Origin of the sequence: Frateuria soli, assembly GCF_021117385.1 — a bacterium.
Lineage (GTDB): Bacteria > Pseudomonadota > Gammaproteobacteria > Xanthomonadales > Rhodanobacteraceae > Frateuria_A > Frateuria_A soli.
Genome location: NZ_CP088252.1, coordinates 2,008,538 through 2,023,894, shown reverse-complemented (window position 1 = coordinate 2,023,894; position 15,357 = coordinate 2,008,538). Strand labels below are relative to the sequence as shown.

The 15,357-nt window shown below is 68.3% G+C and carries 14 protein-coding genes; 10 read left to right on the top strand and 4 right to left on the bottom strand.

Annotation, left to right across the window (positions count from 1 at the left end):
- Window positions 1-6 precede the first annotated feature (6 nt).
- On the bottom strand, window positions 7-1,995 hold the full coding sequence (locus tag LQ771_RS09330) for an acetyl/propionyl/methylcrotonyl-CoA carboxylase subunit alpha (RefSeq protein ID WP_231349132.1): 1,989 nt from the start codon (window positions 1,993-1,995) through the stop codon (window positions 7-9).
- Between the two features lie 208 nt (window positions 1,996-2,203).
- Here LQ771_RS09330 and queA point away from each other — a divergent pair, with 208 nt between their 5' ends.
- The 7 genes from queA (at window position 2,204) to motB (ending at window position 10,165) form a co-directional block, all read left to right on the top strand.
- On the top strand, window positions 2,204-3,232 hold the full coding sequence (gene queA / locus LQ771_RS09325; RefSeq protein ID WP_231349131.1) for a tRNA preQ1(34) S-adenosylmethionine ribosyltransferase-isomerase QueA: 1,029 nt from the start codon (window positions 2,204-2,206) through the stop codon (window positions 3,230-3,232).
- A gap of 139 nt (window positions 3,233-3,371) precedes the next feature.
- Complete coding sequence (tgt, locus tag LQ771_RS09320; protein ID WP_231349130.1) at window positions 3,372-4,493, top strand: tRNA guanosine(34) transglycosylase Tgt; 1,122 nt, start codon at window positions 3,372-3,374, stop codon at window positions 4,491-4,493.
- A 277-nt stretch (window positions 4,494-4,770) separates the two neighbouring features.
- Window positions 4,771-5,103, top strand: a complete 333-nt coding sequence (gene yajC, locus LQ771_RS09315; protein WP_231349129.1) for a preprotein translocase subunit YajC — start codon at window positions 4,771-4,773, stop codon at window positions 5,101-5,103.
- A gap of 76 nt (window positions 5,104-5,179) precedes the next feature.
- A complete protein-coding gene (gene secD, locus LQ771_RS09310) occupies window positions 5,180-7,060 on the top strand; it encodes a protein translocase subunit SecD (RefSeq protein WP_231349128.1) in 1,881 nt (626 codons plus the stop codon).
- A 13-nt stretch (window positions 7,061-7,073) separates the two neighbouring features.
- Entirely contained in the window at window positions 7,074-8,048 is a 975-nt protein-coding gene (gene secF, locus LQ771_RS09305; protein WP_231349127.1) for a protein translocase subunit SecF, read from the top strand.
- A 177-nt stretch (window positions 8,049-8,225) separates the two neighbouring features.
- Window positions 8,226-9,095, top strand: coding sequence for a flagellar motor stator protein MotA (motA, locus tag LQ771_RS09300; RefSeq protein WP_231349126.1), 870 nt, complete (start codon window positions 8,226-8,228; stop codon window positions 9,093-9,095).
- Complete coding sequence (gene motB, locus LQ771_RS09295) at window positions 9,092-10,165, top strand: flagellar motor protein MotB (RefSeq protein ID WP_231349125.1); 1,074 nt, start codon at window positions 9,092-9,094, stop codon at window positions 10,163-10,165. Before motA ends, motB begins: the two co-directional genes overlap by 4 nt.
- Before the next feature lie 171 nt (window positions 10,166-10,336).
- Here motB and LQ771_RS09290 read toward each other — a convergent pair whose 3' ends face one another.
- The 3 genes from LQ771_RS09290 to LQ771_RS09280 form a co-directional block, all read right to left on the bottom strand.
- Window positions 10,337-10,876 carry a GNAT family N-acetyltransferase gene (locus tag LQ771_RS09290; protein ID WP_231349124.1) on the bottom strand — a complete coding sequence of 180 codons (540 nt, stop codon included), beginning with the start codon at window positions 10,874-10,876 and terminating at the stop codon, window positions 10,337-10,339.
- 20 nt (window positions 10,877-10,896) lie between these two features.
- Window positions 10,897-11,349: an SET domain-containing protein-lysine N-methyltransferase gene (locus tag LQ771_RS09285; protein ID WP_231349123.1), complete on the bottom strand. Its 453-nt coding sequence runs from the start codon at window positions 11,347-11,349 to the stop codon at window positions 10,897-10,899.
- 257 nt (window positions 11,350-11,606) lie between these two features.
- On the bottom strand, window positions 11,607-11,951 hold the full coding sequence (locus tag LQ771_RS09280; RefSeq protein WP_231349122.1) for a ComEA family DNA-binding protein: 345 nt from the start codon (window positions 11,949-11,951) through the stop codon (window positions 11,607-11,609).
- 219 nt (window positions 11,952-12,170) lie between these two features.
- Between LQ771_RS09280 and LQ771_RS09275 the strand changes: the two genes are divergently transcribed.
- The 3 genes from LQ771_RS09275 to LQ771_RS09265 all read left to right on the top strand — a co-directional run bounded on the left by LQ771_RS09275 (window position 12,171) and on the right by LQ771_RS09265 (window position 15,164).
- Window positions 12,171-13,604, top strand: coding sequence for a M20 family metallopeptidase (locus LQ771_RS09275; RefSeq protein ID WP_231349121.1), 1,434 nt, complete (start codon window positions 12,171-12,173; stop codon window positions 13,602-13,604).
- A 4-nt stretch (window positions 13,605-13,608) separates the two neighbouring features.
- Window positions 13,609-14,301 carry a YggS family pyridoxal phosphate-dependent enzyme gene (locus tag LQ771_RS09270; protein WP_231349120.1) on the top strand — a complete coding sequence of 231 codons (693 nt, stop codon included), beginning with the start codon at window positions 13,609-13,611 and terminating at the stop codon, window positions 14,299-14,301.
- A gap of 236 nt (window positions 14,302-14,537) precedes the next feature.
- On the top strand, window positions 14,538-15,164 hold the full coding sequence (locus tag LQ771_RS09265) for a C40 family peptidase (protein ID WP_231349119.1): 627 nt from the start codon (window positions 14,538-14,540) through the stop codon (window positions 15,162-15,164).
- Window positions 15,165-15,357 lie beyond the last annotated feature (193 nt).

Here is a 15,357-nt window from a genome sequence, read left to right as displayed (position 1 = left end):
AACCCCTCAGCTTTCGAAGCGCACCAGGACCACGTCCGCCTCGACGAACTCGCCCTGGATCGCGGTCACGCTCTCGATGGCCCCTGCGCGCGGGGCCCTGAGCGCAAGTTCCATCTTCATCGCTTCCATCACCAGCAGTTCCTGGCCCTCCTCGACGCTGTCGCCGGGCCTGGCCTTGACCAGCACGATGCGGCCGGGCATCGGCGCGACGACCTGGTCCCCGCCGGCACTTCCGGTCGAAGCCCAGGCGAAAGCCGGGGCGCGCACGAAGGGGTAGCGGCGGCCGGCGGCGTCGTGCAGCAGGACACGGGTGTCGTCGACCAGTGCGGGCAGGCGCTGGGCCTCGCCGTCGAAGCGGGCGCTCAGCACGTCGGGCTCCAGGCGCGCCCCGCGGACCTCGCAGGCCACCTCGCCGTGTTCCAGCCGATAGTCGCCATCGTGGCCGTAGGCCGAGATCTCGTAGCGCTGCTCGCGCAGCGACAGGGCCACTACCCGCTTGCCGGCATGGCCGATGCGCCAGGCATCGGCGCTGGCCCAGGGCGAATGCGGGTCGGCGGCGTTGCCCGACACGCTGCGCTCTTCCTGCAGCAGCGCCGCGCTGGCGGCGGCGAACAACACGCGGCCGGGTGGCGATGCGTCGCCTTCGAGGAACTCGTCCAGGTGCCGGTCGAGGTAGCCGGTGTCGATGCGTCCCTCGACCACTGACGGATGCCGCGCCAGCCGCTCGAGGAAGGCGACGTTGGATTTGGGACCCACGATCTCGCACTGGGCGAGCGCCTCGCGCAACCGTTGCAGCGCCTTGGGGCGCTCGGTGTCCCAGACGATCAGCTTGGCGATCATCGGGTCGTAGAAGATCGTGACCGTGTCACCCTCGACGACGCCGCCATCGATGCGCACGTGCTTCGACGGTGCCGGCAGGCGCAACCGCACCAGCTTGCCGGAGCCCGGCAGGAAGTTCTGTTCGGGGTCTTCGGCGTACAGGCGCACCTCGATGGCGTGGCCGTGCGCCCGGATCTGCTCCTGCCCGAGTGGCAGCGGCTGGCCGGCGGCCACGCGCAGCTGCCACTCGACCAGGTCCAGGCCCAGCGTCTTCTCGGTGACGGGGTGCTCGACCTGCAGGCGCGTGTTCATCTCCATGAAGAAGAACTCGCCGTCGGCGCCGACGATGAACTCGACCGTGCCGGCACCGACGTAGTCGACCGCCCTTGCGGCCGCCACCGCCGCCTCGCCCATCGCCTGGCGGCGCGCCGGGGTGAGGAAGGGCGAGGGTGTCTCCTCCAGCACCTTCTGGTAGCGCCGCTGCGAGGAGCACTCGCGCTCGTTGAGATGGATCACGTTGCCGTGCGTGTCGCCGAACACCTGGAACTCGATGTGGCGCGGATGCTCCACGTAGCGCTCCAGGATCACCCGTGTGTCGCCGAAGGCGTTGGCCGCCTCGCGCTGGGCCGAGGCCAGTGCGTCGGCGAACTCGCCCTCGCCGCGCACGATGCGCATGCCCTTGCCGCCGCCGCCGGCCGCGGCCTTGATCATCAGCGGGAAGCCGGTCTTGCGCGCCTGTTCGGCGAGGAACGCCGGGTCCTGGTTCTCGCCGTGATACCCGGGCACGAGCGGGACCGCGTGCTTCTCCATCAGTGCCTTGGCGGCCGCCTTGGAGCCCATCGCGTCGATGCTCGCGGGCCTGGGGCCGATGAACACGACGCCGGCCTCGACACAGGCGCGCGCGAAGCCGGTGTTCTCCGACAGGAAGCCGTAGCCGGGGTGGATCGCCTGCGCGCCCGCCTTCCTGGCCACCTCGAGGATCGCGTCGCCGCGCAGGTAGGAGTCGGCCGGACGCGGGCCGCCGATCGGCCAGGCCTCGTCGGCCAGCCGCACGTGCTGGGCGTCCCGGTCGGCCTCCGAATACACCGCGATGGTGTGGATGCCGAGGCGGCGGCAGGTGCGGATCACGCGGCAGGCGATCTCGCCACGGTTGGCAATCAGTACGCGCTCGAACATGCAGGGTTGTCCCCAAGTCGATGCAAAGCCCGGCAAATTAGCAGATATGCCGTGTGTAGCCGATGCGCAGCGCAGCACGAGGCCGGCCGGGGAGGGCTATCATTGCCGGTCGCCGCCCGACGACCTGTAGCAGCGCCCCCTGTGCGCGACCGGGATCACGGCGGTCGCGCACAGGGTGCGCTCCTAAAAGAGCCCCGCGAGGCATGCCTTGAAAAAATCCGATTTCGATTTCGATCTGCCGCCCGAGTTGATCGCCCAGGCACCGTTGCCGGAGCGTTCGGCCAGCCGGTTGCTGAGGATGGACCCCGTGGCCCGCACGCTGGAGGATCGCCAGTTCCGCGACCTGCCCTCTTTCCTGCGCCCCGGTGACATGCTGGTGTTCAACGACACCCGCGTGCTGCCGGCGCGGCTGTACGGTCGCAAGGAGTCCGGCGGCGCGGTGGAGATCCTGATCGAGCGCGTCACCGGGGCGCACGAAGCAACGGTGCAGCTGGGGGTGAGCAAGAAGCCGAAGGAGGGCGGCCGCATCGAGCTGGGCGATGGCAGCCATGCCACCGTGCTGGGGCGCGACGGGGCGTTCTTCAGGCTGCGCTTCGAGTCGCCCGAGCCGCTGGAAAAGCTGCTCGCCAGGCTGGGCGAGATGCCGCTGCCGCCGTACATCGAGCGCCACGCCGACGCCTCGGACCTGGAGCGCTACCAGACCGTCTACGCCCGCGAACCCGGTGCGGTGGCCGCGCCTACCGCGGGCCTGCACTTCGACGAACCGCTGCTCGGACGCCTGCGCGAACTGGGCGTGGAAACCGGATACGTGACGCTGCACGTGGGCGCCGGCACGTTCCAGCCGGTGCGCGTTGACGACATCCACCGGCACACGATGCATCGCGAGTGGCTCAACGTCGGCGCCGCGCTGGTGGAGAAGATGCGCCGCACGCGCGCGGCCGGCGGCCGGGTGATCGCGGTGGGCACGACGGTGGTGCGGGCGCTGGAAAGCGCCACGACGGACGGGCAGGTGCATCCGTTCGCGGGCGAGACGCAGATCTTCATCTTCCCGGGCTACCGCATCACCAGCATCGATGGCCTGATCACCAATTTCCATCTGCCGCAGTCGACCCTGCTGATGCTGGTGTCGGCGCTTGCCGGTCGGGAGTTCGTGCTGGAGGCGTACCGGCATGCGGTGCGCGAGCGGTACCGGTTCTTTTCCTACGGCGATGCGATGCTGATCCTGCCGCGCGCCTGATTCCTTCTCCAGCAAGGGCTGGAGTGGGCTTCGGCCCACCGGGACGTGCATGGCGAGTGCGGTGGGCTGAAGCCCACCCTGCCCGGGACATGGCTTGGGTCAGGTTCGGCAAGAAGCGCGGCGATGCGATAATGCCGCGATGACATCCATGACTTTCGAACTGCTGGCCCGCGACGGCGCGGCCCGCCGCGGTCGACTGGCCTTTGGCCGCGGCACCGTCGAAACCCCGGCCTTCATGCCGGTGGGCACCTACGGCTCGGTCAAGGCGATGATCCCGCGCGACCTTGCGGAGCTGGGCGCCGAGATCATTCTGGGCAACACCTTCCACCTCTACCTGCGCCCCGGCCTGGAGATCGTGGAGAAATTCGGCGGCCTGCACCGCTTCATCGGCTGGAACAAGCCGATCCTCACCGACTCCGGCGGCTTCCAGGTCTTCTCGCTGGCGCACAAGCGCAAGCTGGCCGAGGAGGGCGTGACCTTCGCCTCGCCGGTCGACGGCTCCAAGGTGTTCCTCTCGCCGGAGGTGTCGATGAAGATCCAGACCGTGCTGGACTCGGACATCGCCATGATCTTCGACGAGTGCACGCCCTATCCGGCAACGGAGAAACAGGCGGCCGACTCGATGGAAATGTCGCTGCGCTGGGCCGAACGCTCGCGCCGCGCCTTCGACGATCTGAACAACCCCAACGCCCTGTTCGGCATCGTGCAGGGCGGCGTGTACGCGCCGCTGCGCCGCCGTTCGGCCGAGGGCCTGGTCGGCATCGGCTTCGATGGCTACGCGGTGGGCGGTCTGGCCGTGGGCGAGCCGGAAGCCGAGCGAAACCACACGCTCGACTTCACCGTGGGCCTGCTGCCGCAGGACAAGCCGCGCTACCTGATGGGCGTGGGCCGGCCCGAGGACATCGTCGAGGCGGTGCGCCGCGGCATCGACATGTTCGACTGCGTGATGCCGACCCGCAACGCCCGCAACGGCTTCCTGTTCGTGCCGGAGGGCACCCTGCGCATCCGCAACGCCAGGTATGCCGACGATACCCGCGTGATCGAGGAAGGCTGCGACTGCTATGCCTGCGCCAATGGTTTCTCACGCGGCTACCTGCGCCACCTGGACCGCTGCAACGAGATCCTCGCCAGCACGCTCGCCACGCACCACAACCTGCGTCACTACCAGCGGCTCATGGCCGGCCTGCGCGGGGCGATCGCCGCGGGTTCGCTGGAGGACTTCGTGGCCGCCTTCTACGCCCGCCGCCAGGCGACCCCGTAGGAGCGCACCCGGGCGCGAACGCCATGCAGTGGGCTGCCAGGCCGTCGGCAGCCATGCGCACGGCGGTCGCGCCCGGGTGCGCTCCTACAGTAGGCGGTCGGGGCTGAAGGGAACTTCCCGAGGGGTTGTCTACCAAAGGCGGAATGCCGTGTTGCACCGCGATGCGGGGGACGCGTGAAGTTGCCGTGCATGCCCTTGGGCCGCATGGCATAATCCAAGACCTTTTTCTGGCGCGGGCGAATTTTCCTGTCCACGCCACTACTTGCAGGATGAAACGATGAGTCTTCCCATGTCCCTCGTGATCGCCCAGGCCGCCCCCGCCGCTGCGCCGGGCAACCCGCTTTTCAGCTTCCTGCCGCTGATCGCGCTGTTCGTCATCTTCTACTTCCTCATGATCCGGCCGCAGATGAAGCGCCAGAAGGAACACCGCAACATGGTGTCCGCGCTGGCCAAGGGCGACGAAGTGGTCAGCAACGGCGGCATCGCCGGGCGCGTGGAAGAGGTGGGCGAGAGCTTCCTGACCATCGAGATCGCGCCGAACGTCAGGATCAAGCTGCAGAAGGGCGCCATCTCCCAGGTACTGCCCAAGGGCACGCTGAAGTCGTCCTGATACACGGCCAGCCAGGCCATCCGCCGCGGCTTCAGGGGCCGCGGCCTTCGAAGTAACGAGAACGGGCTTCCCAGGCATGAGTGACTTTCCACGCTGGAAATACGCGCTGGTCGCGTTGGTATTGCTGTTCGGCATCATCTACGCATTGCCCAACGCGTTCCCGCCGGTGCCGTCGGTGCAGGTGCTGGCCACGCACGGCGCCCCGCTCGATGCCTCGGTCAAGCAGAAGGTTGCCGACGCGCTGACCGCGCAGAAGGTTCCCTATAGCGGGCTGGCGATCGAGGGGGACCATTTGGTCGCCGACTTCCCGAACGCCGACGTGCAGGCCAAGGCAGCCGACGTGGTCAAGACCGCGCTCGGCGACAACTACACCGTCGCGCTCAACCTTGCGTCGACCGTGCCGGGCTGGCTGCGCGCCATCCATGCCGACTCGATGCCGCTGGGCCTGGACCTGCAGGGTGGCGTGCACTTCCTGATGGCGGTGGACCAGAACGCGGTGGTCGACAAGCAGGAAGAGCGCTACGCGGATGACATCCGCAGCCTGCTGCGCGAGAAGAACATCCGTTACGAGTCGGTGACCCGCAACGCCCAGCGCGGGCAGGGCATCAGCGTGGTGCTGCGCTCGGCCGCCGATCGCAGCGCCGCCACCGATGCGATCGCCACCGAATATCCCGACCTGCTGGTGCAGGACGGGCCCAGCACCGGCGACCGCTTCGTGCTCACCGCCAAGGTCAAGCCCGAGAAGCTTCGCGAGCTGGCGCTGGCCACCATCCGCCAGAACACCGCGACCCTGCGCAACCGCATCAACGCGCTGGGCGTGTCCGAACCGCTGATCCAGCAGCAGGGTGAAGACCAGATCGTGGTGGAGTTGGCCGGCGTGCAGAACCCGGCCGAAGCCAAGAAGGTGATCGGCGCCATCGCCACCCTGGAATACCGCGCCGGCATCGGTTATCCGGGCGACCCGCGTGCCGTCGAGGCCGCGCGCACCGGCAACGTCCCGCCGGACGCCAACCTCTACTACGAGCGCGGCACCAACCGCCCGGTGCTGGTCTCCAAGCGCATCATCGCCACCGGCGACGAGCTGGTGGACGCCTCCTCCGGCGTCGATCAGCAAAGCGGCACGCCGAAGGTGGACGTTACCCTGAGCGCCTCCGGCGCGAAGAAGATGCTCGACTTCACCAGCTCCAATGTCGGCAAGCCGATGGCGGTGGTGTACGTGGAGACCGTCTACGACACCAAGATCGTCGACGGCAAGGAAGTGCACATCCCGCACACCACCCAGGAGGTCATCAGCGACGCGACCATCCAGGGCGTGTTCGGCAAGAACTTCCAGACCACCGGCCTGAACAGCCCCAAGGAAGCCTCCGAGCTCGCGCTGCTGCTCAAGGGCGGCTCGCTTGCCGCGCCGATGAACATCACCTCGCAGTCGGTGATCGGCCCGAGCATGGGCCAGGACAACATCGAGAAGGGCCTGCGCGCGGTGCTGCTGGGCCTGGGACTGGTGCTGCTGGCCGCGGCGATCTACTACCACCTGTTCGGCCTGGTGGCCGACATCGCGCTGTTCTTCAACCTGGTGATCCTGGTCGCGGTGATGTCGATGATCGGGGTGACGCTGACGATGCCGGGCATCGCCGGTATCGTGCTGACGCTGGGCATGGCGATCGACGCCAACGTGCTGATCTGCGAGCGCGTGCGCGAGGAACTTCGCAACGGCTCCAGCCCGCACGCGGCGATCCGCGCCGGCTACGACAAGGCCTGGTCGACCATCCTGGACGCCAACGTCACCCACCTGATCGCGGCGCTGGCGCTCACCACCATGGGCTCGGGCCCGATCAAGGGCTTCGGCGTGACGCTGCTGATCGGCATCCTGACCTCGATGTTCACCTCGGTCACCGTGACCCACGCGATCACCGCGCTGATCCACGGCAACCGCAAGCTCAAGACGCTGTCGGTCTGAGGACGTACTAACGATGGAAATCTTCAACCACAACAGCAACGTGCCGTTCCTGCACTGGCGCAAGATCAGCATCGTCATCGCGGCGCTGCTGATGATCGCCTCGGTGGGGCTGCTGCTCACCCGGGGCCTCAACTACGGCCTGGACTTCACCGGCGGCATCTCGGTCGAGGTCAAGTACGACCGGACGATCGACATCGCCGATGTACGCAAGGCGCTGGACGAGGCCGGCATCGAGAACCCGGTGGTGCAGAGCCTGGGCGGTTCGCGCCAGGTGCTGATCCGCCTGCAGCCGAAGGTCGACGGCAAGGAAGGCGCCGGCGGCCCGGGCGAGGGCGCTTCGGCGCGCGCCGACAAGGTCGCCGCCAGCGTGATGGCCGCGCTCAGGAAGGAGCGGCCGGATGCGGTGGAGAGCAGCCACAGCTTCGTCAGCCCGCAGGTGGGCGACGAGCTCAAGAGCGACGGCTCGATCGCCGCGATCTTCGTGATCATCGGCATCGGCGTGTACCTGTGGATCCGTTTCGAGCGCCGCTTCGCGATCGCCGCGCTGCTCACCGAGGTGCACGACACGCTGGTGACGCTGGGCGTGATCTCGCTGGTGCAGCGCGAGTTCGACCTGACCGTGCTGGCCTCGGTGCTGGCGGTGATCGGCTACTCGATCAACGACAAGGTGGTGGTGTTCGACCGCATCCGCGAGCTGTTCCGCCTCGCCCGCAAGGCCGACCCGGAGGAGATCCTCAACCGCTCGATCAACACCACGCTGTCGCGAACCATCATCACCTCGCTGTTCACCGGCATCACCATGGCCGCGCTGTATTTCTTCGGCGGCCCGCAGGTGCACGGGTTCGCGATCACCATGTTGATCGGCATCGTCGTCGGCACGCTGTCCTCGATCTTCGTGGCCAGCCCGATCCTGCTGTGGCTGGGCGTGTCCAAGAAGGACCTGATGCCGCAGACCAGGGACAACCCGGAGCTTGCGCGGCGCCCCTGAGGCGATCGTGTTCCCCAAAGAAAGCCCGGCCTTGTGCCGGGCTTTTTTTGTCTGTCCGTCACCATTCACGGGACACGCCGCGAAGGAGATCCGATTCGCACCTCGCCGGTTCAATTTTTCCGCCGGTCGACCGATAACCCGGAGTGATCGCAAGGCGGCGCGCGCCCGGAGTGGGAAATGCTGGTTCTGGTTGGAACGTTGGTCGTCATCGGTTGCGTGCTTGGCGGCTATGTGATGTCGCATGGACAGCTGCTGGCGCTGTGGCAACCCTACGAGCTGCTGATCATCTTCGGGGGTGCGATCGGCGCCTTCCTCACCGCCAATTCCAGCAAGGTGGTCAAGGCGTCGCTGCGCGAGGCCGCGGCGCTGGTAAAGGGTCCGAACTACAAGAAGCAGGACTACGTGGATCTGCTGGCACTGCTGTACGACATCTTCGGTGTCATGCGCAAGGAAGGCGTGCTCGGGATGGAATCCCACATCGAGGATCCGCAGTCGAGCGCGGTGTTCTCGGCCTATCCGCGGCTGCTGCGCGAGCACCACCTGGTCGAGTTCATCACCGACTGCCTGCGCCTGATCGTGGGCGGCAGCATGGAGCCGCACGAGCTGGAGGCGCTGCTGGACGCCGAGGTGGAAAACCACCACCACGAGGCCGAGGCGCCGGCGCAGGCGGTGGCCAAGATGGCGGATGCGCTGCCTGGCTTCGGCATCGTCGCGGCGGTGCTGGGCATCGTCACCACCATGTCCAACCTGGGCGGCGACACTTCGCGGATCGGCGAACACATTGCCGGCGCGCTGGTCGGCACCTTCCTGGGCATCCTGCTCTGCTACGGGTTCATCGGACCGGTGGCGGCGGCGATGGAAAGCCGTGTGCGCGAGGACGGCAAGGCCTTCGAGTGCGTCAAGGTGGCGCTGCTGGCCAATCTGCGCGGCTACAACCCGAAGGTGTCGGTCGAGTTTGCGCGCAAGGTGCTTTCGGCGCATGCGCGACCGAACTTCCAGGATCTCGAGGACCACCTCAAGAGCGTGCGCGCGGGAGCCGGCGCATGAGCGAGGGGGGCGGCACGCCGATCATCATCAGGCGGGTGAGAAAAAAGGTGCACGGCTACCACGGCGGCGCCTGGAAAGTGGCTTATGCCGACTTCGTCACGGCGATGATGGCGTTCTTCCTGGTGATGTGGATCCTCGGCGCCGGCACGCGCGAACAGAAGGCGGCGATTTCCGAGTACTTCAAGAACCCCAGCATGACGCCCGGCAACGCCACCATCGCGCCGCCGGGCCGGGTGGGACCCGGTGGTGCCAGCGACGCCGCCATCCAGTTGGGCGGCGCGATGGACCTCTCGCACGGTCCCGGCAAGGATCGCCACAACGGTCCGGCCGTGCCGGTGTCCAGGGAGGCCATCGAAAAGCGTGCGCGCGAGCAGGAGCGGGCGCGCCTGCAGGAACTGATGCAGCAGCTGCACGCGGCGATCCAGAACAGCCAGGCGCTGGCGCCGTTCAAGGACCAGTTGCTGCTGGACATCACCTCCGAGGGACTGCGCATCCAGATCGTCGACAAGCTCAACCGGCCCATGTTCGACCTGGGCAGCGCGCAACTGAAGGACTACACCCGCGCGATCCTCGCCGAGCTGGGCATCTTCATCAACCGCGTGCCCAACCACATCAGCATCACCGGCCACACGGACGATGCGCCGTACGCCGACGAGCGCGATTACAGCAACTGGGAGCTTTCCACCGACCGCGCCAACGCGGCCCGGCGCGCGTTGCTCGCCGGCGGCATGGACAAGGGCAAGACCGCCCGCGTGGTCGGACTGGCCGCCTCGGTGCCGCTGGACAGGACGCACCCGGACAATCCGATCAACCGGCGCATCAGCATCATCGTGATGACCAGGGAAGCGGAGGCGGCGGCGTTGTCGCAGGACGTGGTCGAAACCCGGCCCGCGCCCGGCAAGGCGCAGCCGACGGCATCGGTCCCGGTGCCGCTCGCGCCGACCGCCGATGCGGGTCCGGCATCCACGTCGCCTTCCGAAACCCAGCCTGCGGGCAATGTCCTGCAGGCCGCGCCGATGGCCGCTGCGGCACTGCCGGTGCCGCCGACGCTGCGCCCGGCCGGCCGCTAGCTCCGTTTCTTGCGGCCCCGATCGCGGGAATCCTGCGCTCGGCCACAGCCTCCCTTGTGGGAGCCCACTTGAGGGCGATGCCTGACGCCACGCGCCCCGTGATACCGGGGCCGGCAAAGCAAAGGCATTCGTAACGGAAAGGATATGCGCCAGTCGCCTGGCAACCGCCCGTCAGGCCCAGGCCCGGCGCGATTCGCGGAAGGGCGGGTAGTAGGCGAACACGTGGTTCGGACTGCCGTAGAAATCCATGTCCTCGATATGCTCGCCGCCCAGTCGCTCGGCCACGCGATCGGAGGCTTCGTTGCCGATGCGCACCAGGCTGATCACGCGCGCCGCGTGCAGCTGGTTCCAGGCGAACTCGAGGATGGCGTGGCCCGCCTCGGTGGCGTAGCCCCGATGGCGGAACTCGGGCTTGAGCATCCAGCCGAGCTCCAGGTCCGGCCAGCCCTCCGGGTACATCAGGCCGGCGCGGCCGATGAACTGGCCCGTGTCCTTCAGCTCCAGCGCCCACATGCCGCAGCCGCGCAGTTCCCAATGCCCGAGCAGCATGGCCAGCGAGCGCCAGGCGCCGGTGCGGTCCAGCGGCTGGCCGTCGCCGATCCAGCGGGTGCTGTCGGGGTCGGCGAGCATGGCGGCGTAGTCGTCGAAGTGGCGCGCTGCCAATGCGGTCAGGCGCAGGCGTGGCGTTTCGAGGGTGGGAATATCTTGCATCGTCGTCGGTACAGCGGCCGTTACCTGAACAATCGGCTCAGCGCACGCGTACTTGAGGCCAGGCTTTCGGCCCATTCGTACCCGACGATCTTCTCACCGGTGGCGGCATCGATAAAGTCTTCGGCCTGTCCTGGCGGCAGCAGGTGCCGGTAGTCCACGGTGAGCTCGGTGCCGGCTGGCAGGTCGGCGAGCGCGAACACGAAGCCCAGATGCCACAGTCCGTTGGGCTCGAAGCTGTGGTTGATGTAGCACTCGTCGGGCCAGTCCGGCGAGAGTGTGTAGCGGTCTTCGAACCAGCGTGCGCTGGCGTAGGCCATTTCCGGCCGCGCGGCCAGGTCGGCCGCGCTCCAGGTGCAGTCGATCGCGTCTGGTGCGGTGACGATGCGCCCGGCGGCCACGTCCTCGTCAAGGAACAGGCCCTTGCCGGCGCCGCCGATGGTGGAGGCGGCAATGCGGTAACGCGGAAGGATCATGGCGTGCCGGTGGCGTGGAAAGCGCGCGAGTGTAGCGCAAGCGCGAAACGGCGCCGGCTGCGTCCCCGGTCGTTCGGAAGGGGACCACCAGATGCCCGTCCCTGGGCGGTGGCCTGCCACTGCCATGGCTGGAGGAGCGCTCCGCGCCCCTGCGGGTGGTTGGGGAGAAGGGCGGGGTTGGCCGGCGTTGAAGGCCTCCGCCCCTTTCCCAACCGGTTCCCCCGGTGTGACCCGGGGGCCGAACGCTCTGCTGCCGATCAGCCCTTGGCGGCTGCCTTGGCCTTGGGGTGTGCCTTCTTCTTCGGCGTTGCCTTCGGCGGCGGCAGGTCGCCACTGAAGCGGATGGCGTCGTGGTTGCGTTCGAGCGTGCCCTTGCCGATGCCCTTGACCTGGGCCAGGTCCTCCACACGCTTGAACGGGCCATGGGCCTGGCGCCAGGCGACGATCGCCTGCGCCTTGGACTGGCCGATGCCGTCCAGCGACCTGGCGATGGTGGCGGCGTCGGCCTTGTTGATGTTCACCGGCGTGGCGGCGAATGCCGGCAGCGCGAACGAGGCCGCGACGGCCAGTGCGGCGAGCAGTTGGCGGAACTTCGACTGCATGGGTCTCCCTCCCTGGGATGCGTTGAACGGCGCCATTGCCGTCCGGCAAGTGTGGCCACGGCCAGCGGCGAGGGCAGTCGGTGGGAGTCGTGGCGTCCGGGCGGTGCCGGTCGCCCGCGCCTGTGGGCGATGTCCGACGCCGTGTCGGCCGTGACGGGCTCTTCCGGCGCCGCTGGTACACTAGGCGGCTTCCCCGTACGCATTTGAGGAGTCTCGCCCATGGATACCGCGCGCCTGTCCGGCTTCATCGGTGGCTTGTGGGACGAAGAGATCGTGCCGCAGCTCGTCGAGTACATCCGCATCCCCAACAAGTCGCCGATGTTCGACGCGCAGTGGGCCGAGCACGGCTACATGGACCAGGCGGTGTCGCTGCTGGAGCGCTGGGCGCGCGGCAAACTGGCTTCGCTCGAGGGCGCCACGCTCGAGGTGGTGCGCTTGCCGGGGCGCACGCCGCTGATCTACATCGACGTGCCCGCCACGCTGGCCGGCTGCGATGACACCGTGGTGCTCTACGGCCACCTCGACAAGCAGCCGGAAATGACCGGCTGGGCCGAAGGCCTGGGCCCATGGACCCCGGTGATCAAGGGCGACAAGCTTTATGGCCGTGGCGGCGCGGACGACGGCTACGCTATGTTCGGCTCGCTCTCGGCGCTGCTGGCGCTGGCCGAGCAGGGCGTGCCGCACGCACGTTGCGTGATCATGATCGAAGCCTGCGAAGAGTCGGGCAGCTACGACCTGCCGCATTACGTCGACCACCTGTCCGCCCGCATCGGCAACCCCTCGCTGGTGGTGTGCCTGGATTCGGGCTGCGGCAACTACGACCAGCTCTGGCTGACCACTTCGCTGCGCGGCATGACCGGCGGCGAACTGACCGTGCAGGTGCTGGAGGAAGGCGTGCACTCGGGCGACGCGTCCGGCGTGGTGCCTTCCAGCTTCCGCATCCTGCGCGAGATCCTTTCGCGGCTGGAGGATCCGGCCACCGGCAAGATCAAGCCGGAAGAATTGTACGTAGAGATCCCGCCGCAGCGGGTGGAGCAGGCGCGTCGCTCCACCGAGGTGCTGGGCGAGGCGGTCTACGACAAGTTCCCGTTCGTCGAGGGCATGCAGCCGGTGACCGGCGATCTGGTCGAGCTGGTGCTCAACCGCACCTGGCGCCCGCAGCTGGCGGTGACCGGCATCGGCGGCATGCCGGCGCTGGAAAGCGCCGGCAACGTGCTGCGCCCGTTCACCGCGGTGAAGCTCAGCCTGCGCGTGCCGCCGACCCTCAACGGCGCCAAGGCCGGCAGGTTCCTGAAGGAGCTGCTGGAGAAGGATCCGCCCTACGGCGCCAAGGTCAGCTTCAAGCTGGAGAAGGACGGCAGTGGCTGGAACGCGCCGCAGTTGTCGCCGTGGCTGGAGCAGGCGGTGGCCGAAGCTTCCGAGCACTACTTCGGCGCGCCGGCGGCGTACATGGGCGAGGGTGGCTCGATCCCGTTCATGGGCATGCTGGGCGAGAAGTTCCCGCAGGCACAGTTCCTGATCACCGGTGTGCTGGGCCCGCACTCCAACGCGCATGGTCCCAACGAGTTCCTGCACATCCCCACCGGCAAGCGGGTCAGCATGGTGGTGGCCGAGGTGGTCGCGCGCCACGGCGAACAGGCCCGCAAGGGCTGATCCCATGGGCGAGCCGGCCGACACGCTCGCCGCGCGCTGGGCCGCCGTGCGCCAGCGCGTGGATGAGGCCTGCCGCGCTGCCGGACGCGATCCAGCCGGGGTGGACGTGTTGCCGGTCAGCAAGACCTTCGGACCGGAAGTGGTTCGCGAGGCAGCTGCGCTGGGCCTCACGCGCTTCGGCGAGAACAGGGTGCAGGAGCTGCGCGAGAAGGCGGCCGCGCTGGCCGACCTCAAGCTCGAGTGGGTGCTGATCGGCCACCTGCAGACCAACAAGGCCAGGGACGTGGCGCGACTGGCCAGCGAGGTGCAATCGCTGGACCGGCTGGAACTGGCCGAGGCGCTGCACCGGCGCCTGGAGGCCGAAGGCCGCACGCTCGACGTGCTGGTGCAGGTCAAGACCTCGCCCGAGGAAAGCAAGCAGGGCCTCCCGCCGGATGAACTGCCGGCCTTCCTCGACCGCCTGCGCGATCACCCCATGCTGCGCGTGCGCGGGCTGATGACCATGGCCGTGCAATCGGACGATGCCGAGGCCGTGCGCGCCTGTTTCCGCGGTCTGCGTGAGCTGCGCGATGCCGCGGTGGGGCGGGGGCATGAGTTGCCGCGCCTGTCGATGGGCATGAGCGGGGATTTTCCGCTTGCCATCGCCGAGGGCGCCACCGAGGTTCGCATCGGCACGGCGATCTTCGGGCGGCGCTGAGCGCACCCTGCGCGCGATCGGGACCATGGCGGTCGCGCACAGGGGCGCTCCTGCAGGAGGCGGCCGCCTGCCTCTCTCTTGTGCTTCCGGTCACACGCCTGTGTGAACGTTTCGAAACGCCAGGGTTTGCTTAACGTCAATCCAACATCCAGGCGGGTGCCCTTTGTTAACGTCGGTCCCCTCGCCAAGCCGCCACGGCGGTCCTGGCCAAGCCCCGACCCGCAAAGGGATCCTGCATGCCCTGCCAGCGCCTGATCGCCACCGCCGCCCTGTTTGCCGCGTTGCTCGCGATCGCGCCTGCGCATGCCGCCCAACCCACGGTTCCCACCCCGGCTATGGCGCCGCTGCTGGCCCCGCTGCCTGCGGCCAACCTGGCCTCGGCGTTGGCCCATGCCACGCTGCCGGCCGACCCGGCTGCGCTGGTGCCGGTGCAGGCCGAAGATGCCGGTCCGGCCGACGAGGCTTCCCGGCTGCGCCAGGCGCTGGTCGCGCTGGCGATGAAGCTGCGCGACGTGCGCTACGTCCGCGGCGGACGCTCGCCATCCACCGGTTTCGATTGCAGCGGTTTCGTGCGCTACGTGTTCGCCCATGCGATCGGCCTGCATCTGCCGGCCAACTCGGCGCGGCAGTTCCTGGCCGGCACCAGGGTCAAGCGTGGCGACATGCAACCGGGCGACCTGGTGTTCTTCCACACCCGCGGCAAGAAGCGCATCTCGCATGTGGGCATCTACCTGGACAACGGCCGCTTCATCCACTCGCCCTCGGCGGGCAAGTCGGTGGAGGTCTCCAGCCTCGACGAGGCGTACTGGGCCAAGCGGTTCGCCGGTGCGCGCCGTCCCGAGGGCATTGCGCAGAACGGTTGAAGGGGAAACACCCACGGGGTTTTCCACAGTCGGGCCGCCAACAGGCGGCCTTTTTTCATGGGCATCGCAGCGGATGGCCGCACCCCTCGCGCCCGGCCGGCGACCTGCGCTCAGGGCGAACCGGCGTCTGGGTCGTAGCCATGCGGGCCGCCGGAACCGTTCGCGTTGAACACAGGCTGCAGGCCGAAGTCGA

Excerpts from the sequence above, each read along its gene's own strand:
- LQ771_RS09330 (WP_231349132.1), bottom strand. The coding sequence starts at position 1,995 with ATGTTCGAGCGCGTACTGATTGCCAACCGTGGCGAGATCGCCTGCCGC.
- tgt (WP_231349130.1), top strand. The coding sequence starts at position 3,372 with ATGACATCCATGACTTTCGAACTGCTGGCCCGCGACGGCGCGGCCCGC.
- yajC (WP_231349129.1), top strand. The coding sequence starts at position 4,771 with ATGAGTCTTCCCATGTCCCTCGTGATCGCCCAGGCCGCCCCCGCCGCT.
- secD (WP_231349128.1), top strand. The coding sequence starts at position 5,180 with ATGAGTGACTTTCCACGCTGGAAATACGCGCTGGTCGCGTTGGTATTG.
- secF (WP_231349127.1), top strand. The coding sequence starts at position 7,074 with ATGGAAATCTTCAACCACAACAGCAACGTGCCGTTCCTGCACTGGCGC.
- motA (WP_231349126.1), top strand. The coding sequence starts at position 8,226 with ATGCTGGTTCTGGTTGGAACGTTGGTCGTCATCGGTTGCGTGCTTGGC.
- motB (WP_231349125.1), top strand. The coding sequence starts at position 9,092 with ATGAGCGAGGGGGGCGGCACGCCGATCATCATCAGGCGGGTGAGAAAA.
- LQ771_RS09290 (WP_231349124.1), bottom strand. The coding sequence starts at position 10,876 with ATGCAAGATATTCCCACCCTCGAAACGCCACGCCTGCGCCTGACCGCA.
- LQ771_RS09285 (WP_231349123.1), bottom strand. The coding sequence starts at position 11,349 with ATGATCCTTCCGCGTTACCGCATTGCCGCCTCCACCATCGGCGGCGCC.
- LQ771_RS09280 (WP_231349122.1), bottom strand. The coding sequence starts at position 11,951 with ATGCAGTCGAAGTTCCGCCAACTGCTCGCCGCACTGGCCGTCGCGGCC.
- LQ771_RS09275 (WP_231349121.1), top strand. The coding sequence starts at position 12,171 with ATGGATACCGCGCGCCTGTCCGGCTTCATCGGTGGCTTGTGGGACGAA.
- LQ771_RS09270 (WP_231349120.1), top strand. The coding sequence starts at position 13,609 with ATGGGCGAGCCGGCCGACACGCTCGCCGCGCGCTGGGCCGCCGTGCGC.
- LQ771_RS09265 (WP_231349119.1), top strand. The coding sequence starts at position 14,538 with ATGCCCTGCCAGCGCCTGATCGCCACCGCCGCCCTGTTTGCCGCGTTG.